Annotated in this window: 24 protein-coding genes; 11 read left to right on the top strand and 13 right to left on the bottom strand. The window is 53.4% G+C overall.

Translation table 11 applies throughout. From position 1 onward, the window contains the following. Positions 1-9 precede the first annotated feature (9 nt). Together betB and betI are read right to left on the bottom strand one after the other, a co-directional pair. On the bottom strand, positions 10-1,467 hold the full coding sequence (betB, locus tag FVB43_RS20040) for a betaine-aldehyde dehydrogenase (protein WP_133845461.1): 1,458 nt from the start codon (positions 1,465-1,467) through the stop codon (positions 10-12). Positions 1,468-1,487: 20 nt separating this feature from the next. Further along, complete coding sequence (gene betI, locus FVB43_RS20035) at positions 1,488-2,087, bottom strand: transcriptional regulator BetI (RefSeq protein ID WP_133845208.1); 600 nt, start codon at positions 2,085-2,087, stop codon at positions 1,488-1,490. A 554-nt stretch (positions 2,088-2,641) separates the two neighbouring features. On the opposite strand from betI, the gene dtpA reads away from it, so the two are divergent. Continuing rightward, positions 2,642-4,135, top strand: coding sequence for a dipeptide/tripeptide permease DtpA (gene dtpA, locus FVB43_RS20030; protein ID WP_167864610.1), 1,494 nt, complete (start codon positions 2,642-2,644; stop codon positions 4,133-4,135). 46 nt (positions 4,136-4,181) lie between these two features. On the opposite strand, the gene FVB43_RS20025 is transcribed toward dtpA, so the two are convergent. Beyond that, positions 4,182-5,069, bottom strand: coding sequence for a pyridoxamine 5'-phosphate oxidase family protein (locus FVB43_RS20025; protein WP_133845212.1), 888 nt, complete (start codon positions 5,067-5,069; stop codon positions 4,182-4,184). Between the two features lie 2 nt (positions 5,070-5,071). After that, positions 5,072-5,689, bottom strand: a complete 618-nt coding sequence (locus FVB43_RS20020) for a glutathione S-transferase family protein (RefSeq protein WP_133845214.1) — start codon at positions 5,687-5,689, stop codon at positions 5,072-5,074. A gap of 93 nt (positions 5,690-5,782) precedes the next feature. On the opposite strand from FVB43_RS20020, the gene FVB43_RS20015 reads away from it, so the two are divergent. Both FVB43_RS20015 and gstA read left to right on the top strand, forming a co-directional pair. After that, positions 5,783-6,700 carry a LysR family transcriptional regulator gene (locus FVB43_RS20015; RefSeq protein ID WP_133845216.1) on the top strand — a complete coding sequence of 306 codons (918 nt, stop codon included), beginning with the start codon at positions 5,783-5,785 and terminating at the stop codon, positions 6,698-6,700. A gap of 100 nt (positions 6,701-6,800) precedes the next feature. Next, entirely contained in the window at positions 6,801-7,406 is a 606-nt protein-coding gene (gstA, locus tag FVB43_RS20010) for a glutathione transferase GstA (protein ID WP_133845218.1), read from the top strand. 46 nt (positions 7,407-7,452) lie between these two features. Here the strand turns inward: gstA and pdxY are convergent, their stop codons facing one another. From pdxY to anmK, 5 genes are all read right to left on the bottom strand, one after another. After that, positions 7,453-8,313 carry a pyridoxal kinase PdxY gene (gene pdxY / locus FVB43_RS20005; protein WP_133845220.1) on the bottom strand — a complete coding sequence of 287 codons (861 nt, stop codon included), beginning with the start codon at positions 8,311-8,313 and terminating at the stop codon, positions 7,453-7,455. 71 nt (positions 8,314-8,384) lie between these two features. Beyond that, positions 8,385-9,659: a tyrosine--tRNA ligase gene (tyrS, locus tag FVB43_RS20000; RefSeq protein ID WP_133845222.1), complete on the bottom strand. Its 1,275-nt coding sequence runs from the start codon at positions 9,657-9,659 to the stop codon at positions 8,385-8,387. A 134-nt stretch (positions 9,660-9,793) separates the two neighbouring features. Continuing rightward, a complete protein-coding gene (gene pdxH, locus FVB43_RS19995; RefSeq protein ID WP_159337207.1) occupies positions 9,794-10,450 on the bottom strand; it encodes a pyridoxamine 5'-phosphate oxidase in 657 nt (218 codons plus the stop codon). A gap of 64 nt (positions 10,451-10,514) precedes the next feature. After that, positions 10,515-10,841 carry an MliC family protein gene (locus FVB43_RS19990; RefSeq protein WP_133845226.1) on the bottom strand — a complete coding sequence of 109 codons (327 nt, stop codon included), beginning with the start codon at positions 10,839-10,841 and terminating at the stop codon, positions 10,515-10,517. A 63-nt stretch (positions 10,842-10,904) separates the two neighbouring features. Continuing rightward, positions 10,905-12,023, bottom strand: coding sequence for an anhydro-N-acetylmuramic acid kinase (gene anmK, locus FVB43_RS19985; RefSeq protein WP_167864609.1), 1,119 nt, complete (start codon positions 12,021-12,023; stop codon positions 10,905-10,907). Between the two features lie 274 nt (positions 12,024-12,297). Between anmK and slyB the strand changes: the two genes are divergently transcribed. Continuing rightward, positions 12,298-12,765 carry an outer membrane lipoprotein SlyB gene (slyB, locus tag FVB43_RS19980; protein WP_133845463.1) on the top strand — a complete coding sequence of 156 codons (468 nt, stop codon included), beginning with the start codon at positions 12,298-12,300 and terminating at the stop codon, positions 12,763-12,765. 46 nt (positions 12,766-12,811) lie between these two features. On the opposite strand, the gene slyA is transcribed toward slyB, so the two are convergent. After that, a complete protein-coding gene (slyA, locus tag FVB43_RS19975; RefSeq protein ID WP_133845230.1) occupies positions 12,812-13,249 on the bottom strand; it encodes a transcriptional regulator SlyA in 438 nt (145 codons plus the stop codon). Between the two features lie 152 nt (positions 13,250-13,401). On the opposite strand from slyA, the gene FVB43_RS19970 reads away from it, so the two are divergent. The 3 genes from FVB43_RS19970 to FVB43_RS19960 are packed head-to-tail and all read left to right on the top strand — an operon-like array spanning position 13,402 to position 16,500. Then, positions 13,402-13,635 carry a DUF1656 domain-containing protein gene (locus FVB43_RS19970; protein ID WP_133845465.1) on the top strand — a complete coding sequence of 78 codons (234 nt, stop codon included), beginning with the start codon at positions 13,402-13,404 and terminating at the stop codon, positions 13,633-13,635. 4 nt (positions 13,636-13,639) lie between these two features. Next, positions 13,640-14,497, top strand: coding sequence for an efflux RND transporter periplasmic adaptor subunit (locus FVB43_RS19965; RefSeq protein WP_133845232.1), 858 nt, complete (start codon positions 13,640-13,642; stop codon positions 14,495-14,497). After that, positions 14,494-16,500: an FUSC family protein gene (locus FVB43_RS19960; protein ID WP_133845234.1), complete on the top strand. Its 2,007-nt coding sequence runs from the start codon at positions 14,494-14,496 to the stop codon at positions 16,498-16,500. The genes FVB43_RS19965 and FVB43_RS19960 overlap by 4 nt, the downstream gene beginning before the upstream one ends. Before the next feature lie 38 nt (positions 16,501-16,538). Here the strand turns inward: FVB43_RS19960 and FVB43_RS19955 are convergent, their stop codons facing one another. From FVB43_RS19955 to FVB43_RS19945, 3 genes are all read right to left on the bottom strand, one after another. After that, on the bottom strand, positions 16,539-17,435 hold the full coding sequence (locus FVB43_RS19955) for an aldo/keto reductase (protein WP_159337209.1): 897 nt from the start codon (positions 17,433-17,435) through the stop codon (positions 16,539-16,541). An 87-nt stretch (positions 17,436-17,522) separates the two neighbouring features. Beyond that, on the bottom strand, positions 17,523-17,762 hold the full coding sequence (locus tag FVB43_RS19950; RefSeq protein ID WP_159337210.1) for a DUF1289 domain-containing protein: 240 nt from the start codon (positions 17,760-17,762) through the stop codon (positions 17,523-17,525). Positions 17,763-17,804: 42 nt separating this feature from the next. After that, entirely contained in the window at positions 17,805-18,719 is a 915-nt protein-coding gene (locus FVB43_RS19945; protein WP_167864608.1) for a LysR substrate-binding domain-containing protein, read from the bottom strand. Between the two features lie 101 nt (positions 18,720-18,820). Here FVB43_RS19945 and FVB43_RS19940 point away from each other — a divergent pair, with 101 nt between their 5' ends. The 4 genes from FVB43_RS19940 (at position 18,821) to nemA (ending at position 22,984) form a co-directional block, all read left to right on the top strand. After that, the gene (locus tag FVB43_RS19940) at positions 18,821-19,465 is read left to right on the top strand and encodes an NAD(P)-dependent oxidoreductase (protein ID WP_167864607.1); all 645 of its coding nucleotides are present in this window, start codon (positions 18,821-18,823) and stop codon (positions 19,463-19,465) included. Positions 19,466-19,572: 107 nt separating this feature from the next. Continuing rightward, on the top strand, positions 19,573-21,210 hold the full coding sequence (eptA, locus tag FVB43_RS19935) for a phosphoethanolamine transferase EptA (RefSeq protein WP_167864606.1): 1,638 nt from the start codon (positions 19,573-19,575) through the stop codon (positions 21,208-21,210). Between the two features lie 38 nt (positions 21,211-21,248). Then, positions 21,249-21,839, top strand: a complete 591-nt coding sequence (locus FVB43_RS19930; protein WP_167864605.1) for a TetR/AcrR family transcriptional regulator — start codon at positions 21,249-21,251, stop codon at positions 21,837-21,839. Positions 21,840-21,883: 44 nt separating this feature from the next. Then, the gene (gene nemA, locus FVB43_RS19925) at positions 21,884-22,984 is read left to right on the top strand and encodes an alkene reductase (RefSeq protein WP_133845246.1); all 1,101 of its coding nucleotides are present in this window, start codon (positions 21,884-21,886) and stop codon (positions 22,982-22,984) included. The last annotated feature ends 73 nt before the right edge of the window (positions 22,985-23,057 follow it).

Raw genomic sequence — 23,057 nt, 5'->3', positions numbered from 1 at the left:
GGCGAAAAATCAGAACGCGGATGGATACTCACCCATCTCGATCAGAATAGATTTGGTTCTGGTGTAGTGATGCAGCGTTTCCAGACCATTTTCACGCCCTACGCCCGACTGCTTATAGCCGCCAACAGGCATCGGTGCAGGTGACTCGCCCCAGCTGTTTACCCAGCAGATACCGGCTTCCAGCTGATGGATCACCCGATGTGCGCGATTCAGTGAAGTGGTAAACACCCCGGCCGCCAGACCGTACTCGGTATCATTGGCGCGCTTGATGACTTCGTCTTCATCGTCAAACACCAGGATGCTCATAACAGGGCCAAAGATCTCTTCACGCACGATACGCATGTCGTCGGTGCAGTCGGTAAAGACCGTTGGCTGCACGTAACACCCTTTCGCCAGTGGACCTTCGGTAATACGTGAACCGCCAGCCAGCAGACGCGCCCCTTCTTGTTTACCGATCTCCAGATACGAGACCACTTTCTGGCAATGCCCTTCACTCACCAGCGGGCCAAAGTTGACCGCCGGGTCGGTCGGGTCACCGCAGTGGATCCCGGCCATTTTCTCTTGCAGACGTTTTTCAAAGGCAGGCAACAGCGAACGCTGGACAAACACGCGCGTTCCGTTGGTGCATACCTGGCCGCTGCTGTAGAAGTTTGCCATCATCGCGCCGTCGACCGCACGCTCCAGATCGGCGTCCTCAAACACCACCAGCGGTGACTTCCCGCCCAGCTCCATAGTGACAGACTTCAGGTTAGCCAGTGCGGCATCGGCCATTACGCGTTTACCGGTGTTCACTTCACCCGTAAAGGACACTTTGGCAATCCCGGTGTGCTGACTCAACCCCTGACCCACGGCAGCAGCGCCCTGAACGACGTTGAACACGCCATCCGGCAGCCCGGCTTCGGTAAAGATTTTGGCCAGTTCGAGTACGCTGAGAGGCGTGACTTCACTCGGCTTGAAGATCATCGCGTTGCCCGTTGCCAGCGCAGGTGCGCTTTTCCACAGGGCAATCTGAATCGGATAGTTCCAGGCACCAATGCCAGCACAGACGCCCAGCGGCTCGCGGCGGGTATAGACCAGCGCGGTGTCACGCAGCGGAATGGATTCGCCTTCGACGGCGACGGCCAGCCCGGCGTAATACTCCAGCACATCCGCGCCGGTGACGATATCCACGGCTGAGGTTTCACCGATCGGTTTGCCGGTATCGGCCGTTTCCAGCTCGGCCAGTTCCTGATTGCGTTCGCGCAACAGGGCAACGGCCTTCAGCAGAACGCGGCTGCGTTCAACCGGAGTATAGCTACGCCAGATACGCTGGCCGGCTTGTGCAGAAGCAACAGCGTCATCAATATCCTGCTGGCTGGCGGCGGTTATTTCAGCCAGGACATTGCCGTTGGCAGGGTTAACGGTGGTGAACAGTTCGCCATTGCCAGGCACTTCGCGTCCGTTGATGTATAAACCGCGGCGTTTCATATCGGCCATGTCTCCTCCTGTCAGGGGGTGGGTGCGCTGTTCAGCCACAGCGCAAGATTTTGATAACAAAGCATGCGGGCCTGATCCAGGCCCTGTTCCATCGGCTGAGGTGCCAGCGTCATGCGCAGCCACACCCCATCAATCAGCGCCGCAAGACATGCACCTGCGGCTCGGGCCTGTTCCTCAGGCAAAACACGGCGGAAATGCGCCGTCAGATTGGAATAAAGGCGACGATCGTTCATGCGTTGCAGGCGGTGCAGATTTGGCTGATGCAGGCTGTCAGCCCAAAACACCAGCCAGGTTTTCAGCACTGGCGCAGCAATCTGTGTAACGTCAAAATTGCCATCGATAATAGCGCGGATCTGCGCAGCAGGGTCCGGTGCCGCCTTCTGACGATGGTGCTCTAATGCTACATAGAGGTCAGAGAGGATCTGGCGCATACAGGCGTCGAGCAGACCGTTTTTGTCGCCAAAATAGTGGCTGACAATCCCGGTAGAAACCCCGGCTTCTTTCGCTATTAATGCCAGACTGGCATCTGCCAGTCCGACCCGGTCAATTACCGTCAGCGTCGCATTAATCAACTGCGCCTGACGAATCGCCTTCATTCCAATTTTTGGCATTGCTTCATCGGTTTTAACTATTGAATGAGCTTAATTGTAGACGTTTTATATTGAACGTTCAATTAATAAAAAACATTTGGAACTTATCAGTTGCTTTGCAACAAAAATTATCACACCTTCTGTGATTAAAATCACACAAAGTGGCTTTACCTGTTATTCACTCCACACACCCGTAATACAACAACCAATAATCACTAAGAAAACCCTATAAAACAGTCAATAAATCTCACAAATTTATTTATTGAAGACGTTAAAACCAGAAAAGCCCTCACCAGAATTATTGTCTGCCCATCGGACAATCACGCAACAACCAATGGTGCAATCATTCACATAAAGCACCAAAATCAGCACAATAAAACAAGTAAACTGCAAGCCCACTCATTTAAGACTGTTATTTCATCAGTCAGCGATATTGAAATAACGCTTGCCTCAAGGCCTGCAATCGGCGAAATTATTTGGCGTTTTTCCATCTTATAACTATACGGTGAGCGCACGTCCCGCGTTACGCCGACTTATTTCCTGTCACGAAACAGGTCAAGCATTCAGAGGTACTAGTGTCAACTGCAAACAAGAAACCTGAGGTAGCAAGCCTCAACGCGTTCAAGCAACCCCGATCGTTTTATCTGATTTTCTCCATCGAGTTATGGGAGCGTTTCGGTTACTACGGCCTGCAAGGGATTATTGCTGTCTACCTGGTGAAAATGCTGGGGATGTCAGAAGCGCAGTCCATTACCCTGTTCGCTTCGTTCAGCGCCCTGGTGTATGGACTGGTCGCCGTTGGCGGATGGCTCGGCGATAAGGTGCTGGGAACCAAGCGCGTTATCGTGCTCGGCACGCTGGTGCTGGCGCTGGGCTACGCACTGGTGGCCTGGTCAGGTCACGACATTAGCCTGGTGTATATCGGCATGGCGACCATCGCCGTGGGTAATGGCCTGTTTAAAGCTAACCCGTCGTCTCTGCTGTCTACCTGCTATGAGAAAGACGATCCGCGCCTCGACGGTGCGTTCACCATGTATTACATGGCGATTAATATCGGGTCCTTCTTCTCTATGCTTGCCACGCCGTGGCTGGCGGCGGAGTTTGGCTGGAGTACGGCATTTGCTCTGTCATTTGTCGGCATGCTGATCACCCTGGTGAACTTTATGTTCTTCCGTAAATGGGTGAAAAATCACGGTTCGAAAGCAGATTTTGCCCCGCTGGACATCCGCAAATTGCTGATGACGCTGGTTGGTATTGTCGTCATGATCACCCTGGCAACCTGGTTGCTGCATAACCAGGGTATTGCCCGCCTGGTACTTGGCGTGATCGCTGTCGGTATCGTACTGGTGTTTGCCAAAGAAACCTTCGCACTGAAAGGCCATGCGCGCCGCAAGATGATTGTCGCTTTTGTACTGATGGTACAGGCTATCGTCTTCTTCGTGCTGTATATGCAGATGCCCACCTCGCTGAACTTCTTCGCTATTCGTAACGTCGAGCACAGCATTCTGGGCATCACTTTCCAGCCAGAGCAGTTCCAGGCACTGAATCCTTTCTGGATTATGGTGTTCAGTCCGTTGCTGGCCGCTATCTATAACAAGATGGGCGACCGCCTGCCGATGCCACATAAGTTTGCGCTGGGCATGGTGCTGTGCTCCGCAGCCTTCCTGGTATTGCCGCTGGGTGCCTCTCTGGCTAACGAGTTGGGTATTGTTTCCGTCAACTGGCTGATCCTCAGCTATGCGCTGCAAAGCGTTGGGGAACTGATGATCTCTGGTCTGGGCCTGGCGATGGTGGCACAGTTGGTTCCACAGCGTTTGATGGGCTTTATCATGGGTTCCTGGTTCCTGACCACCGCAGGTGCTGCCATGGTGGCCGGTAAAGTGGCCAACCTGATGGCGGTGCCAGAAAACATTACCGATCCGCTGCTGTCGCTGCACGTTTATGGTGATGTGTTCCTGAAAATCGGCATCGTCACCGGGGTGATCGCTGTACTGATGATGTTCACAGCTCCCCTGCTGAACCGTATGACTCAGGACGGGACCCCCGCTCCGCAGAACGCGAATGACTGATTACTAACAGTATGATGATGAGGGCGACAGTGATGTCGCCCTTTTTTTATCTTTCAGCTGCCAGTGTGGACACGGCATATTCCACGTCCGTTCCGGCAGCGGGTAATAACTGCCTGAGGCGCAGGATGCGTTCCGGTTCAACCGTCCAGTAACGTTCCACTCGCCCTTCCCCCGGTGATTGCCACAGGATCTCAGCCCTTCCCTGAATATGCAGTGCTGCACCCTGATGGAAGTCCATGATCAGCAAAGCACAGCGGGGATCCAGCAGCAGGTTTCCCAGCGTGTTCATATAACGATTACCTGAATAATCCGGGATAAAAAGCTTTCCCTGCCTGAGGGTGATAAACCCGGGTAACCCTCCCCGATGCGAGATATCCGCCCCTCCCATTCCCTGACTGCGCGGTGCATGGCTGGCCACAAAGAAAGTATCCGCAGCAGAAATCAGATAGCGCGCATCGGCATCCAGCGTGTAGAGGGGTTCGATATGCAGCGATCGTCGCTTATCCTGCGCGGGCAGTGTTCGTCGCTGGATATACTGCGGACAGTTGCCAAAACTTTCCTGTACATGCAGCTGTAGCCGATTGTCACTGAAACCCTCTACCACTGCGTTGACCCGATTACGGCGACGGCTGGCGAAGTCGATGCCAAGGCCACCGAACGCCATTCCGGACTTCAATGCAGGCAGATAAGGTACCGCCTCGATGGCACTGCGCAGCAGGGAAAAATGGCTCTCATCCGGCGTAGTAATGAACCCGGGAGCCCCCTGAACCAGGGCTGCAAACGGGTAACCGCTGTCATCCTGTACGGTCATATAGAAAGTCTGCAGGTCCTGATAAAACAGACGGTGCTGTTCAGGCATCGATGGATAAAGGGCGGCTTTCACCTGCTGATAGCCTGCTTTTTTCTGCGCCTGCAACTCCCCTGGATGGAACATCGTTACGCTTCCGCCGGTAAAGGCAGAGGTGGCAGCGTGATAAAGCCCGGCAGTGCGGCCGTCTGCTGCAACCAGGCCTGAATGTGGGGATAGGCATGCAGACCAATGCCCCCTTCAGGCGCACAGGCCACGTAGGCATAACAGGCCAGATCAGCAAGGGTGGCACGTTTTCCCACCAGCCACTGACGATCGCTAAGATGTGCCTCCAGTTGAGGTAAAAATTTCTTTGCCACATATACCGCTGAAGCGTAGTTTTCCGGCGCGTTGAACTGCTTAATCAGACGCGCAGACGCCACACCATAACGGATTTCTCCGGCGGCTTTTGCCAACCACTGGTGCACCTGCACCTCCTCCAGCAAATCAGCCGGCAACCAACCACTGTCGGGTGCGTAGCGCTTCACCAGCCAGATAAGAATGGCATTACTGTCGCTGATCACCGTGTCACCATCCACTAAAACGGGCACCTGCCCGAGAGGATTGAGCGCCCGATATCCGGCACTTTGTCTGACCTCGGCATCAGCTTCAACCCAGCTGGCGGAAAGACCCAGTATGCTTAACAACACGCTGACGCGGTGAACGTGGCCGGAAAGTCCGGTGCCATATAACGTTAATGAACTCATGATGATCTCCTGTTTTTTACTCAGCTTACTCTTGCTGAAAACGAGGTAAACAGGCAAAAATAGCAATTCATAATTTCGCAAAGTGGAATAATCATGGATAAACTGGATGAACTGGCGGTGTTTGTCGCCGTGGTGCAACAGGGGAGCCTTGCCGCAGCGGCACGCACTCTGCGGCGATCGCCTCCCGCGATTACGCGTGCCCTGACAGCGCTGGAAAGCCGTTTTGCCGTGAACCTGATTGAACGAACTACCCGGCGTCTGTCGCCCACGCCCGCCGGACTGGCGCTTTTTGAACGTGCAAAAGGCGTGCTGGAGGATTATCAGCAAGCACTGAACGCCACCACCCGCAATCAGCTGAGTGGCAGGGTCCGTCTGACCGCGCCGGTTCAGTTCGGCCGCCAGCATATTGCACCGCTGGTGCTGACATTTCTCGATCGCTACCCCGATATCCAGATTGACCTGATGCTCAGTGACCGTTATCAGGACCTCATCGAACAGGGGCTGGATATGGCGGTACGCATCGGCCAGTTGCGGGACTCCTCACTGGTGGCGACGGAGGTGGGTCAGGTGCAAAGGATGCTGGTTGCCAGCCCTGACTACCTCACCCTGCACGGCACACCGCTGACGCCCGCCATGCTGATCGATCATCACCTCATCGCCAGTGCGGCACTCACCGCGCAAAGAGAATGGCGCTTCGGCCCTGAGGTGCAGCAGGAGCGAGTACGCATTACGCCAAGACTGACTGTCAATGAGGTCGAAACTCAGCTGATTGCTGCCCGCGCCGGGAAAGGTATTGCCCGCCTGCTCTCTTATCAGGTGCATGATGATCTGCTGCGGGGCACCCTGATCGAAATTCTGCCGGACTTCCGCCCTCCGGCCGTTCCGGTGCAACTGGTCGCGCAGAACGTAAAATATATGCCGGCAAAAGTGCGCGCATTCTGGGATCTTGCCCGGACATCGCTGCCTGAACTGAGCAGTCTGGGGCAGCAGCGTTTGCCAGTGGTTAATTAACCCGCAAAAAATGCGCCATTGTCCGCGCGTTGACACTGACTTTTATGTTCTTCGGCAGTAAGCTGAGGAGATCGTCATCATTCAATGAAAGGAGCGAGCAATGAAGCTGTTCTGTAAACCCGGGGCCTGTTCACTGTCACCCCATATTGTGCTGCGCGAATCCGGCCTTGATTTCACGCTGGTCACCGTGGATACCAAAACGAAGAAGACGGAACAGGGCGAAGACTATCTGCGAATCAATCCGAAAGGCCAGGTTCCGGCGCTGCAACTGGATGACGGGTCGGTGCTGACTGAAGGCGTGGCGATTGTGCAGTATCTTGCCGACCTCAAACCTGACCGCCAACTGCTGGCCCCACCCGGCAGCCTGACACGCTACCATACGCTCGAATGGCTCAATTATATTGCCACTGAACTGCATAAAGGGTTCAGCCCGCTGTTTCGCCCCACCACTCCGGACGAGTTTAAGGTACTGTCCAGAGAATTGCTGGAGCAGAAATTCCAGTACGTGAATGCCGAATTAAAAGAGAAGCAGTGGCTGATGGGGCTGCGTTTCACCGTGGCAGATGCTTATCTGTTTACCGTGACCCGCTGGGCTCATGCGTTGAAGCTGAACCTGAGTGGACTGGATGCGTTAAACGACTGGTTTGAACGGGTGGCTGCGCGCCCTGACGTGATCGCTGCGCTGAAAGCTGAAGGGTTGAACTAATGACGACGGCAGGCCTAAAAGGCCTGCCCGGTATCGCGATAGCGGGTCAGAGTTTCTCTGCCGCAAAATGCTGCTGCGGTTCAGCAATCGCCTGCTGTGCAGCAACCAGCTGTAGCTCATACTCACCCATCTGATGGGTTTTCAGCATCACTTCATACACAGCGGCCGTCACATGTTCCAGCGCCTGTTGCAGCGATAGCCCGTGCAGAAGGTCCACCAGCAATAATCCGCTGGTCAGGTCACCCACCCCTACCGGCTGGCGCACGCCAAAGTCAATCAGCGGACGGGCAATATGCCAGGCTTCATCTGCCGTCACCAGCAGCATTTCGAAGCGATCGCTACGGTAACCGGCCCGCGCAAGGTGCTTAATCAGCACCACTTTTGGCCCTTTAGCAATCAGCTCACGTGCTGCCGCAACAGCCTGCTCCACATCGGCCACCTGACGCCCGCTCAACATTTCCAGCTCCAGCAGATTGGGCGCGATAATATCACTGGCGGGTAGGGAGGCATTCGCATGGAACTCAGCCACACCCGGTGCCACAATGCAGCCCTTTTCCGGATGGCCCATCACCGGATCACAGAAATACCAGGCTTCCGGGTTTGCCGCTTTGACCATCCGTACAATCTCAAGAATAGCCTCTCCCTGCTCGGCGGAGCCGAGATAACCACTTAACACCGCATGGCAGGTTTTCAGACGATCAATATCACCAATACCCCGGGCAATCTCGGTCAGATGGCTGGCCGGCATGACCGTTCCGGCCCAGTGACCATACTGAGTATGGTTGGAAAACTGAACAGTATTCAGTGGCCAAACGTTTGCGCCCAGGCGGCGCATAGGAAATTCTGCTGCACTGTTTCCGGCGTGACCAAAAACAGTATGGGACTGGATGGAGAGAATATTTTTCATCGCGCGACTCTGACCCTTCTTGCCTAAAAAAAGCCGGCATTGCCGGCTTCAGTACGTAACGAACCTGCTTATTATTTCCAGCTGATTAAGCTGTAGTTCTTTTTACCACGGCGCAGCAGGGTGTATTTGCCGTACAGGCGGTCGGCCTCTACGAAGGCATACTCTGCCTCCGTTTGCAGTGCACCGTTGATGCTGATGGATTTCGCCTCGATCAGTTTACGAGCCTGACCACGTGACGGGGCCAGCTCGGTATTGACCAATGCCTGTTGCAGATCCTGCCCGTTTTCCAACTCAACACCCGGCATGCCATCCTGTGCCAGCTGTGCCAGATCCTGTTCCGTGAGTTCGCTCAGCGCCCCGGAGAACAGGCTTTGGGTAATGCGCTGTGCAGCCACCAAACCGTCCTCACCGTGTACCAGTTTGGTCACCAGTTCGGCCAGAACATACTGGGCACGGGGTGCTTTACCGCTGTTTTTGTCTTCATCTTCCAGTGCGTTGATCTCGTCAATACTCAGGAAAGTGAAGAACTTCAGGAAACGATATACGTCTGCGTCAGCGGTGTTGATCCAGAACTGATAGAACTTGTAAGGGCTGGTTTTTTTCGCGTCCAGCCACACAGCGCCACCTTCGGTTTTACCGAATTTGGTGCCGTCAGATTTAGTGATCAGCGGAACGGTCAAACCAAACACCTGGTTCTGGTGCAGACGACGCGTCAGGTCGATACCGGAGGTGATGTTCCCCCACTGGTCAGACCCACCAATCTGCAACGCCACGCCGTGGCGCTCGTTCAGACAGGCGAAGTCGTAACCCTGTAGCAGGTTGTAAGAAAACTCAGTAAAGGAGATCCCCTGGTCATCACGATTCAGACGTTGCTTAACGGCTTCCTTGTTAATCATCTGGTTAACAGAGAAGTGCTTGCCAATATCACGCAGGAAGGTCAGCACATTCATGCCGCCAAACCAGTCATAGTTGTTGGCTGCAATCGCGCTGTTGTCGCCGCAGTTGAAATCAAGGAAAGGGGCAACCTGATGGCGGATTTTATCGACCCATTCATTCACGGTATCACTGGTGTTCAGCTTACGCTCGGCTGCTTTAAAGCTCGGGTCGCCGATCAGGCCAGTTGCGCCACCGACTAAAGCCACTGGCTTATGTCCGGCATCCTGAAAACGTTTCAGGCAGAGCAACGGCACCAGATGCCCCAAGTGCAAGCTGTCGGCAGTCGGGTCGAAGCCACAATAGAGTGCGATTGGCCCCTGCGCCAGTCGTTCTGCTAACGCCTCTTCATCCGTTACCTGGGCGACAAGGCCCCGCTCTTGCAATTGTTTGATCAGGTTACTGCTGGCCATCTAAGACTCCATGTGAAAAAGTCTGCACCTAAGCTGGTACACAGCTTTCCGCTGAAACGCGGAGAGAAAATAAGGGATATAGAATAATGGGCCGGACCGCTGCGATCCACCCATTGACGGCATTATTTCGTGTTTTAGGGTGCCAGGCGGTCGATTTTCCATGCGTCATCTTCACGCTGGTAGAAAAAACGGTCATGCAGACGGTGAGCGCCGCCCTGCCAAAACTCCATTGAGTCAATGTTGACCCGATAACCGCCCCAGAAACTCGGCAGCGGAATTTCACCCTGCTGGAACTTCTGCTTCAGTTCAAGGAACTTGCCTTCGAGAATGCCACGGGCAGAGATGCGGCTGGATTGCTTCGACACCCAGGCCCCCAGCTGACTGTCTCGCGGGCGGCTGTGGAAGTATTTCAAGACTTCTAGCGTAGATAAACGCTCAACACTCCCCAGCACCATGACCTGACGTTCCAGCATATGCCAGGGAAACAGCAGGCTGATGCGCGGGTTAATTTCAAGCTGCTGCGCTTTGCGGCTGCCCAGGTTGGTGTAAAACACCATGCCGCGCTCATCAAAATGCTTCAACAGGACGATACGCTGATAGGGTTGTCCTTGGTCATCCACCGTGGCCACACTCATGGCCGTGGGATCCGGCAACTGTGCTTCAACCGCCTGGTTAAGCCAGTGTTCAAACAAGGTCAACGGATTAGCGGGGAGATCCTTGCGGCGCAGGCCGCCACGGGTGTATTCACGCCGCAGATGGGCAATTTGTTGCAGATGGTCGCTGTCAGTCATCGCTCTGGCTTCTGATAAGTAGGGATACCGCATTGTGCGCCGCACCCTACAATAGTTCAATGGGTTAACTGGCTGGTTGCTGAAGCTGACAGTCATCGATAATGATTTTGTCATTGCGCTCAATGAATGCGCTGTCGCCCTTCGACCAGAAAACGTAATGCTCATCGCTGTAACGGGTTCCGGACGCCGCAGGCTGCTGCTTCAGCACCAGCGGTTGACCGTCGAGGATCAGGCTGACTTCGCTTTTACTGTTATCCAGTTTGACCGTTAACGGCAGCGTGCCGCAGGTATAATGCAATGTGTTGACCGGCGTATGAGAGTCGGTCTGAAAATAGCTGCATCCTGACAGCGCCACCAGCATGCCGGCGACGGCGATATACCCCTTTTTCATTGTTTATTCCTTGTGAGCTACGGGAGGTTCACTTAGGCTAAAACGTCTTTTCAGGTGATGCAATCAGCGAAAAGGACGATTTGCCGGGAATATTGCCCCGATCACGCTGGCCTCACGCGCACCGGTTACCGACGGTAAATTGCCGGGTAACCCACTCAAGGTACACCAGGCCAGCCAGGCGAAAGCCAGTGCTTCCATATCATCGCCACTGATGCCAGCCTGGTCGGTACTCGTCACTTCCGTCCCGGCCAGCTGCGCCGCCAGACGGGACATCAACAGAGGATTGTGGCCCCCACCGCCGCAGACCAGCAGCCTGTCACACCCCCCGCTGAGTAAGACCTGTTGTGCGATAGTGGTTGCCGTCAGTTCCACCAACGTTGCCTGCACATCCTGTGCGGGCAGACCCGGGAAGGATGACAGCTGCTGTTCCAGCCAGCTCAGATTGAAATATTCACGTCCGGTGCTTTTCGGTGCACTCAGTGCAAAATAGGGGTCACTGAGCATCTGTTGCAGCAGTGGCCAGGCCACGTGACCGCCGGCCCCCCATGCCCCCTCTTTATCATAGGGTTTGCCCTGCTGCCGCCAGATCCAGGCATCCAGCAGCATATTGCCAGGCCCGGTATCAAACCCACGCAATGTTTGCCCGGGTAGCAGCAAAGACAAATTCGCAATGCCTCCGATGTTCAGCACCATGCGGCGCTCAGTGGGGTGCATCAGTACCGCATGGTGGAAAGCCGGCACCAACGGTGCGCCCTGCCCGCCCAGCGCCATATCGCGCCTGCGGAAATCGCCCACTACGGTGATACCCGTTGCTGCTGCGATTTGATTATTATCGCCAATTTGTAAGGTATTTGGGGCATCGCCCTGCGGCTCATGCCACACGGTCTGGCCGTGACAACCAATGGCGGTAATATCATCCGCTGACAATCCCTGCTGCTTGAGTAACGCCAGTACCGCATCCGCAAACAACCGTCCTAAGCGGGTATCCAGTTGCCCTAACTGCGACAGCGTTAATGATTGCCCCTGGGAGATTGACAGGATCTGCTGGCGCAGCGTTTGTGGGATCGGGTGACTATAGCTGGCCTGCTGTGCCACGATATGTTCATCAATCACCGCCATCACCACATCAACGCCGTCCAGGCTTGTGCCAGACATAACGCCAATAAACCGACCTGATTTCATGCCTTCGCCTTATCCCGTCTGCGGGTATGAGTGTCATTGCGCCAGCCTGGCAAAATTAGCGCGTCAATTCTATGATTTAGTGATCTTTTATTCACGTTGTTAACGACGTCGTATTTTCTTGTCGTGATTGAATCCACGTTTAAGCACTCCAGGTTATCTTTCTGCGGTGCTTTTACAAACTAATTGTGAGAAAGGCGCGGCTTGTACCTTATAATAGTGTTATTGACCGCTGCCCGATGATCCGCAGCACCTGCTACACATAGGAGTTTTAATGATGACGATGCGTTTATTAATCGTGGCGCTTGCCGGGATAACGCTGGCTGGCTGTGTAAATGACAATACTCTTTCCGGTGATGTTTACAGCGCCTCTGAAGCTAAACAGATTCAGACCGTGAGTTACGGTACGCTGGTATCTGTTCGTCCGGTGCAAATTCAGGGTGGCGATGACAGCAACGTTATCGGTGCCATTGGTGGTGCAGTACTGGGCGGTTTCCTTGGTAACACAGTTGGTGGTGGTGCGGGTCGTAGTCTGGCAACCGCAGCTGGTGCCGTCGCTGGTGGTGTTGCAGGCCAGGGTGTTCAGGGCTCGCTGAATAAAAGCCAGGGCGTTGAGCTGGAAATCCGCAAAGATGATGGCAACACCATCATGGTGGTCCAGAAACAGGCTGTAAGCCGCTACTCTGTAGGTCAGCGCGTAGCAATGGCGTCAAACGGTAGCCAGATCACTGTTTCCCCACGCTAATGACACAGTAGCGCATAAAAAAACCGGCTCCTTATGCCGGTTTTTTTTATTCATCTCGTCCCTGAAGCTCAAGAATATTCTTTTCCAGTCTGGCAATCAGCGTCACCATTTTGTCGATCTCCGGCTGAGAAATTCCGGCCAGGATGTCATCACGAGTCGCATCAATCACATGCTCAACCTGAGTAATAATCGGTTCTGCCTGCGCAGTGAGGCTGATACGCTTAGCACGGCGGTCATTCGCACAGGTGCTGCGCGTGATTAACCCTTTCTCTTCCAACTGGTCGAGGGTGCGTACCAAAGAAGGTTGCTCAATACCAATGGCTTTTGCCAGCTGAATTTGCGACTGTTCAGGCGGTAGCTGGTGGATGTTGTGTAACGTCACCCAATGGGTTTGTGTCAGCTGCAACGGTTTCAATCGCTGATCAATTAATGAGCGCCAGATACGTACCAATCTTGACAAGTCGGTTCCCAGAGTTGTATTCAATTTCTACCTCTTATAATTAGCTTGCTAGCTATCAAGCATGATTTTAGACTATTCTGCGAGTTTACAAGGCAAAACACAAATCCATCATAATCAGATGGACGCATTCAGTTATCCTCATCGGTAATTCACTGGTCATAGGGATTTTGTGTGTGATGACATCAATATTAACGGCTGCCAGCCCCATCACCGAGCTGGTGCTCGGGGACTCACTTTTTTTTCCGCCCCTGTTCAAAGTCGTTCTGCTCGGTTTTTTCTTATGGCTGCTACTTCATCCGTTACTGCGTGACTGGATGTACTCAGGCGAGATCTGGCACCCCACTTTATTGGATCTCTCCTTGTTTACTCTCTGCATAGCCGCCTCTCTGGGGTTGTTAATCGTCGGGTAACGTAATGAAACTAAATTATTTAAGATACTTTTCCACCGTGTTTTTTTTCGCGGCGGCACTCTGTGCCGGCTGGTGGATGTGGAATTACTATATGCAGTCACCCTGGACACGAGATGGCAAAGTCAGAGCCGAACTGGTCAGTATTACTCCACAGGTTTCCGGGCGCATTGTTGAGCTCGATGTCGAAGATAACCAGTTTGTGACTAAAGGAACCCGCTTGTTTACCCTTGATGATAAGCCCTATCGTATTGCCGTACTGAATGCAGAAGCCCAACTGGCAAAAGCACAGTCGGACCTTATCAAGGCACAGCATGAGGCTCATCGCCGTCAAAATCTTGGCCGTAATGTTATTTCAGAAGAAGCGCTTGATGTCGCTAATCTCAACGTCAAGGCAATGGAAGCAAACGTTAAGGCTGCTCAGGCTGAGGAGGACCGTGCACGCTGGAACCTGTCGCAAACCGTGGTTTTTGCCCCCACCGATGGCTGGATCAACAATCTGGAAACCCGGATAGGCAACTACGCCACCACCGGATCACCGCTGTTTGTGCTGGTAGATAGCCATTCGTTTTACGTGATGGGTTATTTTGAAGAGACCAAACTGCGTCATATCCGCACAGGCGCCAGGGCGAATATCACCCTGTACAGTAACGATCAGCCACTCACCGGCGTGGTACAAAGTATTGGCCGGGCAATCTACGACCAGAGTATCGAATCCGACAGCGGCCTGGTGCCGGATATCAAACCGAACGTCCCCTGGGTCCGGCTGGCCCAGCGCGTACCGGTGCGTATCCGCCTGACTCATCTTCCGCCCGCCATAACACTGGTCGCCGGGACCACCTGCACAATTTCTGTCCAGCAATGAGTCGACTTAATCTGAGCTGGCTGCAATGGCAGCAGTTGCCGTGGAACAAAGCCACTGCTGCGCAATGGCGCTACGCCTTGCGTAATACCATCGCCATGTGTCTGGCCTTGAGTATCGCTTACGGTCTTCAGCTGGATGAACCTTACTGGGCGATGACCTCTGCTGCCGTGGTGAGTTTTCCTACTGTTGGCGGCGTGATCAGTAAAAGCCTCGGGCGCATTGTGGGGAGTATGCTGGGCGCGACGGCAGCCCTGGTGATCGCCGGTCATACACTGGACGAGCCATGGCTTTTTGCCGTGTCGATTGCAAGCTGGCTGGCTTTGTGCACGTGGATATCAAACCATTATCAGAATAATGTGGCCTACGCCTTTTCGCTGGCAGGCTATACCGCCGCCATCATCGCCTTTACCTGTGTCAATGAAGTTGAGATCGACAGTATATGGACCATTACGCAGGCACGCGTCTGTGAGGTCATTTCCGGAATACTGTGCGGCGCACTCATGATGATGATCTTGCCCAGCACCTCGGATGGAGAGACGTTAATTCATTCCCTCAAAGAGATGCACAGCAAGCTGCTCGCCCATGCAACGGAGATGTTAAATAAAGAGGACACCAGCACGATACGCCAGGCCCACGAAAACGTGATTGGCGAAATCCTGACAATGAATCTGCTGCGCATCCAGGCATTCTGGAGTCATTACCGCTTTCGCCGTCAAAACAATGTGCTGAACTATGTTTTGCACCAGCAGTTGCGCCTGACCAGCATTATCTCCAGCCTGCGTCGGATGTTGCTTAACTGGGAAAACCCACCAGAAAACCTGTTTGTAACGCTACATCAGCTACTGGAAGCCATGGCTAAGGGTGAAAAAGATAAGTATTACCTGGCGCAAATACTCTATCGCGCTGCCCCGATGGACACGACGGACTATCGGCACCGGGCCTTCTGGGAGCAGCTACGTTATTTCTGCTGGCTGTATCTGAATATCGCACGCTGGCTACGCCAGTTCGAACGTGCAGATAACCATACGGATCTCACTCCTCCGGTTGTGCCATCACTGGCTCGCGAAGCAGATGGGGCAGAAGCCAGCTGGAATGCGCTGCGAACCTTTTGTGTGATTTTTTTCGGAACCAGTTTCTGGATCACAACGCAGTGGGATTCCGGTGACTCAGCACTGACGCTGGCCGCTATCAGTTGCGTGCTTTATTCATCTTCTGCATCCCCGGTCAGCAGCGCCACATTATTGATCAAAACACTGGTGCTGCTGTCACTCTTCAGCTTTGTCATGAAGTTTGCTTTCATGATTCAGGTGACCGTACTGTGGCAATTTCTTATCGTACTTTTCCCTCTGCTGATCACCATGCAACTGATTAAATTACAGGATAAAAAACGGGCTGCCCTTTGGGGGCAACTGGTTGTTTTTATGGGGTCCTTCCTGTCAGTCACCAATCCCCCCACCTATGATTTTTCGGGTTTTGTTAATGATAACCTGGCAAAAGTCTGTGGCGTGGCGATGGTCTGGCTGGCCTTCTGTATTTTGCGTCCCAGTTCTGATAAACACCGCAGCAGGCGTCATATCCGCGCTTTGCGCAGTGAGTTTGTCGACCAGTTGGGAAGACGCCCTCGCCTAAGTCAGAATAGTTTTGAATCGTTGGTTTATCACCGCATCAACCAACTTAAAAATAGTCGCGATGACCAGGCACATCTGTGGCTGATGCGCTGGGGCGTTGTATTGCTCAACTGTTCGCATATTGCCTGGAATCTGCGCAACTGGAAAACACCCTCTTCAGCATTAGCAAATATACGCGACGCCGTGCTACACGATTTGCAATCTATTATCAGTGAACGCGGGATACACCCTATTCCCCTGAACGATACGTTGAAAACACTACAACAGCGCATCGATATACTGCGTGATACTCATGAAGATCAAGGCATCGATCTGGCCGGGATTATCTGGCGTTTATACTGTTCACTCTCACGGTTGCAAACGACATCAACGTGATGTCGTCAGACAATGATGCTACTACTGTTGATTGCGGATTACGGCACATCAAAACCCAGGGCCGCTTTACGAATACGGAACCACTGCTGACGAGTCAGCGTCACGTTAACCGCTCTCGCTGCCGCGCTGACTCGTTCAATTTTACCACTTCCAATAATCGGCAGTGGCTTAGAAGGTAATTGCAGAATCCAGGCATAAATCAACTGCTCAATATTCTCTGCACCGGTCTCTTGCTGGATCAATAACAGTTCATCACGCAGCGGCTGGAACTCAGGTGCGCTGAACATCGTCCCGCCTGCAAGACATGACCATGCCATCGGCCTGACCCGCATCTGCTGACACTGATCCAGCGTACCGTCTAATAACAGCGGCTGGTGCACAGGGGAAATTTCAACCTGGTTGGTGACCAGTGTAAACGGCAGTCGTGACTGTAACAGCGAATATTGTGCAGGAGTAAAGTTAGATACACCGAAATGTTTTACTTTTCCGCTTTGATGAAGCTGCTGAAACGCACTGGCAACTTCATCTGCCTCCATGAGGGGATCGGGACGATGGATCAATAACAGATCGAGGTAGTCGGTATTAAAATAACGCAGGGAATTTTCAGCACTCGTCATGATGTGCGCGGCATCAGTGACATAGTGGCCCAGGGCGTTGTCTGGCTTTGCCGTTGTGGCAATCCCGCATTTCGTCACCAACTCCAGACGTTGACGCAAAGACGGTTGCAGGCGCAGCGCTTTGCCAAACTCGGCTTCACACTGATAGCCGCCATAAATATCAGCGTGGTCAACCGTACTGATACCACATTCCAGATGTTGCTCAATAAATTGCACCAGCTGCTGAGAGGTCATTCCCCACTCCATCAACCGCCAGTATCCCATCACCAGCGGTGAAAATGACGGTCCCTGTGGGGCGATCTGTACACGTTGTAGCATCTTATTCTTACTCCCGTTGATGAAATAGCTGACCCGGATAATACGCCATCAGGTCATCGCTACAACAGGGGCGGATCAAACTCCGCGTCAAAACAACGTGGGTTGCTCTGGCTGATCCGGAATGTCTGGATTCTCCCCACGACGCTGGCGCTGGAGACGCAGGCGACACAGACGCAGAACGTCACGTTTCTGTGCATCGTTATACGTCATCCAGTTGAACCGTTCTTCACGGCTACGCAGGCAGCCACGGCAGTAACCGCGTTCGTTAACCTGACAGATCCCGCGACAGGGACTGGGTACCGGGAAAAACTCTAATTGCTCTGCCACCGCCACTCCTGGTAAGTTCACTCTGTCTTCATTGAAGACGGCTCATCCCATGTCTGCAAGTGTGACCCGGTGATTTTTACTAAAATAGTCACGTAACGCACGTAACGCCTGCTGACTTTTCTCCGGTAAAACGCGTTCCAGCGTGAGTGCCGTCAGCTTTAGAGGGCTGGCGCGCCACTCAGGCAGCAGCACCATGAGTTGCCCGCTGTGCAGCTCCTCCTGTATCTCCTGCAACGGCTGCAATGACAGCCCCATCCCCGCAACGGTAAATGCACGCATCACGTTCATACTGTCACTGACTACCTGCCCTTCAGCCAGACGCAGCGTCAACGCCCCTTCTCTTGGATGATGGAAATCAATATGGCGGTGCGTCCGATGACCGTGTATCCAGCGATGGGCTGAGAGTGCCTGCGGCGTTTGCGGCACGCCATAACGGCTGAGATAGGCGGGTGCTGCGCAGATAACCATCGGCCATTCTGCCAGCGGATGGGCAATAATATTGGCATCACTTAACTGGCGGCTAAAGCGTAAAGCAATATCAATCCGATGCTCAATCATATCCAGCACGTTATCGGTGGCAATAATGCGTAGCTTCAGCCCCGGATTCTGTTGTAACAAGGGTGATAACGCACTACACAGCGGCTGGCCGCCGATCCCTACCGTTGCGCTGATGCGCAACTCTCCGCTCAGCGTATCGCGCATTTCCGCGAGTCGTTTTTCCGCTTCCAGCGCGTGGTGAAGCATGGCCTCGCAGCCCGGATAGAATGCCGCCCCCGCCTCAGAAAGTGTGAGCTTTCGGGTTGAACGATGCAGTAATGGCACACCCACCGCCTGCTCAAGTGCCCGCAGATGCTGGCTAACCGCTGAAGGCGACATGCCCAGACGGCGTGAAGCGGCTGCCAGAGAGCCTTCGCTGACAACCGTTGCAAACACGGCCATACGATTGAGTTTTTCCATTATTCGTAAGTATCACTTCATTATAAAAGCTAAAATATGCCACTTATCATCCTATCTGTTAAGCCGTAAAGTTGAATCCACACTTACAGAGGAATGAATAAATGAAAATTACCATTATTGGCGCAACGGGTTTTGTCGGCCCTGATGTTGTAAAAGAAGCCCTGGCACGCGGCCATCAGGTGACGGCCCTCTCTCGCTCAGGAAAAAATCTGCCTTCAGATCCTCAGTTGACTGTGGTCACAGGTGATATTCATGACAGCGCCTGGTTGAGTGGCGTTCTGAAAGGTCAGGATGCCGTCATCAGCGCCTATAATCCGGGTTGGGCGGAGAGCGATCTTTTTGAAAAATTTACCCGCGGCAGCCAGCAAATCCTGCAAGCCGTAAAAAGCAGCGGCGTGAAGCGCATACTGGTAGTGGGTGGCGCTGGCAGCCTGGAAGTGGCTCCGGGCGTAGAGTTGGTCGATACGGAAGCCTTCCCGGCTAATATCAAACCCGGCGCGCTGGGTGCACGTGCATTGCGTAATCAGCTTCAGGCTGAAGAACAGGCGCTGGAGTGGACTTACCTTTCCCCGGCCGCGTTTCTCGAACCTGGCCCGCGCACCGGGCAGTTCCGTCTGGGCACCACCTTATTACTGATGGATGGAGACAAACCCGCGTCTGTCAGCGTTGCTGATCTGGCCGTAGCCATCCTGGACGAAATCGAACATCCGCAACATATTCGCCAGCAGTTTACCGTTGCTTACTAATATTATGGCCCGCTTCTGGCGGGCTATCCCGATGTTTAAGCAAAGTTAAGGTTTATCTAAGCTTTCCCGGTTACTCTTGTTTCAGATTATTCTGTTACTGGACGACCATGAAACGCCTGAACAAGTTACGTTGTAATGAAATTACCTTTAACGTTTGCGCTGCACTGTTTTTCGCGCTGATACTCAACAGTATCTTCCTGCTTCGGGCATGGGAAATTATTCCCTATCAAGGACTGCACGACTATCTTTATGCGGCTACGCTTCCTCTGGTGCTGTTCTGCGCCTTTTTAGTGATCTTCAACGTCGCCGCCCTGCCGTGGCTACGTAAGCCTTTATTGGTGATACTGATCGTTGCCAGTGCCGCCGCCAACTACTTTATGTACAGTTTTGGTACGGTGATCGATACCAACATGATCCAGAACGTGTTTGAAACGGATCTGCAGGAAGCGACCTCGCTGTTCAGCGTGAAATATCTCCTCTGGCTGCTGCTACTGGGCGTACTCCCTGCGGCGATCATGTTGCTGACCCGAATCGAAAACAACCGCCCGTGGTGGATGGCTATCGTCTGGCGCGCAGTGACGTCTCTGAGTGCCATTCTTGTGGTACTTTTGGTGGCAGCGCTGTTCTACAAAGATTACGCCTCGATGATCCGTAATAATAAAGGTCTGGTGAAAATGATCACGCCAGCCAATGTGGTCAGCAGTATTGGACACTACACTGACAACCGCTGGTTTGCGGGTGATCAGGCGCTGATTAAAATAGGCCAGGATGCCCGTAAAGGCCCACAGTTAGCCGGTGAGCAGAAAAAAACACTGGTGATTTTTGTGTTGGGTGAAACCGCGCGGGCTGAAAACTTCTCACTCGGGGGCTATACGAGGGAAACTAACCCAAAACTGAAACGTGACAATGTCATCTACTATCGCAACGCTACGTCCTGCGGCACCGAAACCGCCATCTCCGTGCCCTGCATGTTTTCTAATATGCCGCGCCAGCAGTATGACGCGGGTCGTGCACACCATCAGGAAGGGTTGCTGGATGTCATGGCGCATGCCGGTGTTAACGTACTCTGGCGAGAAAATGACGGTGGCTGTAAAGGTGCCTGCGATCGCGTACCTCATACTGATATGACCAAATGGAAGGTCAGTGCATTATGCAAAAGTGATTACTGCCTTGATGACGTGCTGCTGCATCGCCTCAGTAACTATATTGACAGCGTGAAGGATGACACGGTGATTGTCCTGCATCAGATGGGCAGCCATGGCCCGGCGTACTATCTGCGTTACCCGGATGCCCTGCGACAGTTCACACCAACCTGTGACAGTAATCAGATTCAGGACTGCGACCCTCAGGCGCTGGTCAATACTTACGACAACTCCATTCTCTATACTGACAGCATGCTGGACAGCACGATTAATCTGCTGAAGTCGTACAGTGATAAATACAACGTGGCGATGGTCTATCTCTCCGACCACGGGGAGTCTCTGGGGGAACATGGGATGTATCTGCACGGCACCCCCTACGTGTTTGCACCGAGCCAGCAGACACATATTCCGTTTTTACTCTGGATGTCACCGGACTACGCCACCGCATTTGGCATTGATCAGCAATGCCTGCAACGACAGGCGCAGACCGATGATGTCTCTCAAGACAACATCTTCCATACCCTGTTGGGTATGATGAATGTGCAAACCCGGGAGTATCAACCTTCTCTGGATATGATCCGATCGTGTCGTAAAAGCAGCTAAGGGTTGAAACCGACCGTTCGGTCTAGTACTCTGCTGCGATGAATAAAACGACCCGCTTTGACACACGTGAACATCTGCTCGATACCGGTGAACTGCTCTGCCTTCAGCGCGGCTTCAACGGTATGGGCCTGATCGAGCTGCTGAAACAGGCAGAAGTGCCAAAAGGGTCGTTCTATTACTACTTTGCCTCTAAAGAAGTGTTCGGCGTTGCCATGCTGGAACGCTACTTCGCCCGCTATCATCAGCGTCTGCAAGATTATCTGAATGATCATCAGGATGATTCCCGCCAGCGCGTGCTCGACTATTATCATCAGTCACTCTCTTACTGTGAAGAAAGCAGTTTTGCGGGATGCCTGTCGGTGAAATTATCCGCCGAAGTCTGCGATCTGTCTGAAGCTATGCGCAGTGCGTTACATGCGGGATCAACCGCGTTGATGGATACCCTGAAGGCATCACTGGAAAGAGCACAACAACAGCAAACACTGCATGCTGACGTGAACAGTGCAGCCTGTGCACAAACCCTGTACACGCTGTGGCTGGGCGCCAGTCTGCAAAGTAAAATCTGCCGTGATAATGCACCGTTACTCAATGCATGGCAGGAAATGACGCGCATATTGCGTATAGCTTAAAAAAAACAACCCACACTAGTCGACCGGTCTACCAGGAGTAAGTTATGAAACTGAACACGCTGTTTACCCCGTTGAAAACCGGTGCCATCACCGTGCCTAACCGCATTTTTATGGCACCGCTGACGCGCCTGCGTAGCATTGAGCCCGGCGATATCCCTACCCCACTGATGGGTGAATATTATCGCCAGCGCGCAACTGCCGGGTTGATTATTACTGAAGCGACACAGATCAGCTTCCAGGCGAAAGGTTATGCCGGTGCACCGGGATTACATTCATCAGAGCAGATGAGTGCCTGGAAAGCGATTAACGCCGGGATTCATCAGGATGGCGGCCACAGCGCCGTGCAGCTCTGGCACACCGGGCGTATTTCTCATGCCAGCCTGCAACCTGAAGGTAAGGATCCCGTTTCTGCTTCTGCTATTAATGCCGAAACCCGCACATCCCTGCGTGATGCAGAGGGGAAACCGGTACGCGAGGCCACTTCCACACCGCGCGCATTAGCCACGGCAGAAGTTGCAGGCATCGTTGGTGACTTCCGTCAGGCCGTAATTAATGCACGTGAGGCCGATTTTGATCTGGTTGAACTGCATGCCGCTCATGGCTACCTGATTCACCAGTTCCTTTCTCCGGCATCCAACCAGCGTGACGACCAGTACGGTGGCAGTATCGAAAATCGTACCCGCTTTGCGCTGGAAGTCGTGGATGCCGCCATTGCAGGCTGGAGTGCCGATCGCATCGGTATCCGTATTTCTCCGCTGGGGCCTTTCAACGGTCTGGATAACGGCGAAGATCAGGAAGAAGCCGCCCTGTACTTTATTGCTGAGCTGGCAAAACGCCAACTGGCCTACCTGCACATCTCTGAACCTGACTGGGCCGGTGGCAAGCCTTACACCCGTGAATTCCGTCAGGCCATCCGTGCTGTTTATCCTGGCGTCATTGTCGGCGCGGGCGGTTACACGGCAGAAAAAGCCGAAGCCCTTATCGGGCAAGGCCTGATTGATGCTGTTGCGTTTGGCCGCAGCTATATTGCCAACCCGGACCTGGTCGCGCGTCTGCAAAACGATGCTCCGCTGAACGAACCTAAGCCAGAAACTTTTTATGGCGGCGGTGCCGAAGGCTATACAGACTATCCGTTCCTCGGTTAATTTCCACAAGGGTTCGCACCCGATGGCATAATCGTTATACTGGTTTTTTTACGTCATCCATCGATGACGCCGA

The organism is Erwinia rhapontici (genome assembly GCF_012271765.1).
Classification (GTDB): domain Bacteria; phylum Pseudomonadota; class Gammaproteobacteria; order Enterobacterales; family Enterobacteriaceae; genus Erwinia; species Erwinia rhapontici.
The sequence above is the reverse complement of the archived record's forward strand: the minus strand, read 5'-3'. Positions and strand labels throughout refer to the sequence as shown.

What these genes read in the sequence shown, in the direction of transcription:
- betI (WP_133845208.1), bottom strand. Translation starts at nt 2,087, where the DNA reads ATGCCAAAAATTGGAATGAAGGCGATTCGTCAGGCGCAGTTGATTAAT.
- pdxH (WP_159337207.1), bottom strand. Translation starts at nt 10,450, where the DNA reads ATGACTGACAGCGACCATCTGCAACAAATTGCCCATCTGCGGCGTGAA.
- FVB43_RS19990 (WP_133845226.1), bottom strand. Translation starts at nt 10,841, where the DNA reads ATGAAAAAGGGGTATATCGCCGTCGCCGGCATGCTGGTGGCGCTGTCA.
- betB (WP_133845461.1), bottom strand. Translation starts at nt 1,467, where the DNA reads ATGAAACGCCGCGGTTTATACATCAACGGACGCGAAGTGCCTGGCAAT.
- FVB43_RS19955 (WP_159337209.1), bottom strand. Translation starts at nt 17,435, where the DNA reads ATGCTACAACGTGTACAGATCGCCCCACAGGGACCGTCATTTTCACCG.
- FVB43_RS19940 (WP_167864607.1), top strand. Translation starts at nt 18,821, where the DNA reads ATGAAAATTACCATTATTGGCGCAACGGGTTTTGTCGGCCCTGATGTT.
- pdxY (WP_133845220.1), bottom strand. Translation starts at nt 8,313, where the DNA reads ATGAAAAATATTCTCTCCATCCAGTCCCATACTGTTTTTGGTCACGCC.
- anmK (WP_167864609.1), bottom strand. Translation starts at nt 12,023, where the DNA reads ATGAAATCAGGTCGGTTTATTGGCGTTATGTCTGGCACAAGCCTGGAC.
- FVB43_RS19960 (WP_133845234.1), top strand. Translation starts at nt 14,494, where the DNA reads ATGAGTCGACTTAATCTGAGCTGGCTGCAATGGCAGCAGTTGCCGTGG.
- nemA (WP_133845246.1), top strand. Translation starts at nt 21,884, where the DNA reads ATGAAACTGAACACGCTGTTTACCCCGTTGAAAACCGGTGCCATCACC.
- FVB43_RS19945 (WP_167864608.1), bottom strand. Translation starts at nt 18,719, where the DNA reads ATGGAAAAACTCAATCGTATGGCCGTGTTTGCAACGGTTGTCAGCGAA.
- FVB43_RS19970 (WP_133845465.1), top strand. Translation starts at nt 13,402, where the DNA reads ATGACATCAATATTAACGGCTGCCAGCCCCATCACCGAGCTGGTGCTC.
- FVB43_RS20025 (WP_133845212.1), bottom strand. Translation starts at nt 5,069, where the DNA reads ATGTTCCATCCAGGGGAGTTGCAGGCGCAGAAAAAAGCAGGCTATCAG.
- FVB43_RS19930 (WP_167864605.1), top strand. Translation starts at nt 21,249, where the DNA reads ATGAATAAAACGACCCGCTTTGACACACGTGAACATCTGCTCGATACC.
- slyB (WP_133845463.1), top strand. Translation starts at nt 12,298, where the DNA reads ATGACGATGCGTTTATTAATCGTGGCGCTTGCCGGGATAACGCTGGCT.
- FVB43_RS20015 (WP_133845216.1), top strand. Translation starts at nt 5,783, where the DNA reads ATGGATAAACTGGATGAACTGGCGGTGTTTGTCGCCGTGGTGCAACAG.
- eptA (WP_167864606.1), top strand. Translation starts at nt 19,573, where the DNA reads ATGAAACGCCTGAACAAGTTACGTTGTAATGAAATTACCTTTAACGTT.
- FVB43_RS19965 (WP_133845232.1), top strand. Translation starts at nt 13,640, where the DNA reads ATGAAACTAAATTATTTAAGATACTTTTCCACCGTGTTTTTTTTCGCG.
- tyrS (WP_133845222.1), bottom strand. Translation starts at nt 9,659, where the DNA reads ATGGCCAGCAGTAACCTGATCAAACAATTGCAAGAGCGGGGCCTTGTC.
- gstA (WP_133845218.1), top strand. Translation starts at nt 6,801, where the DNA reads ATGAAGCTGTTCTGTAAACCCGGGGCCTGTTCACTGTCACCCCATATT.
- FVB43_RS20020 (WP_133845214.1), bottom strand. Translation starts at nt 5,689, where the DNA reads ATGAGTTCATTAACGTTATATGGCACCGGACTTTCCGGCCACGTTCAC.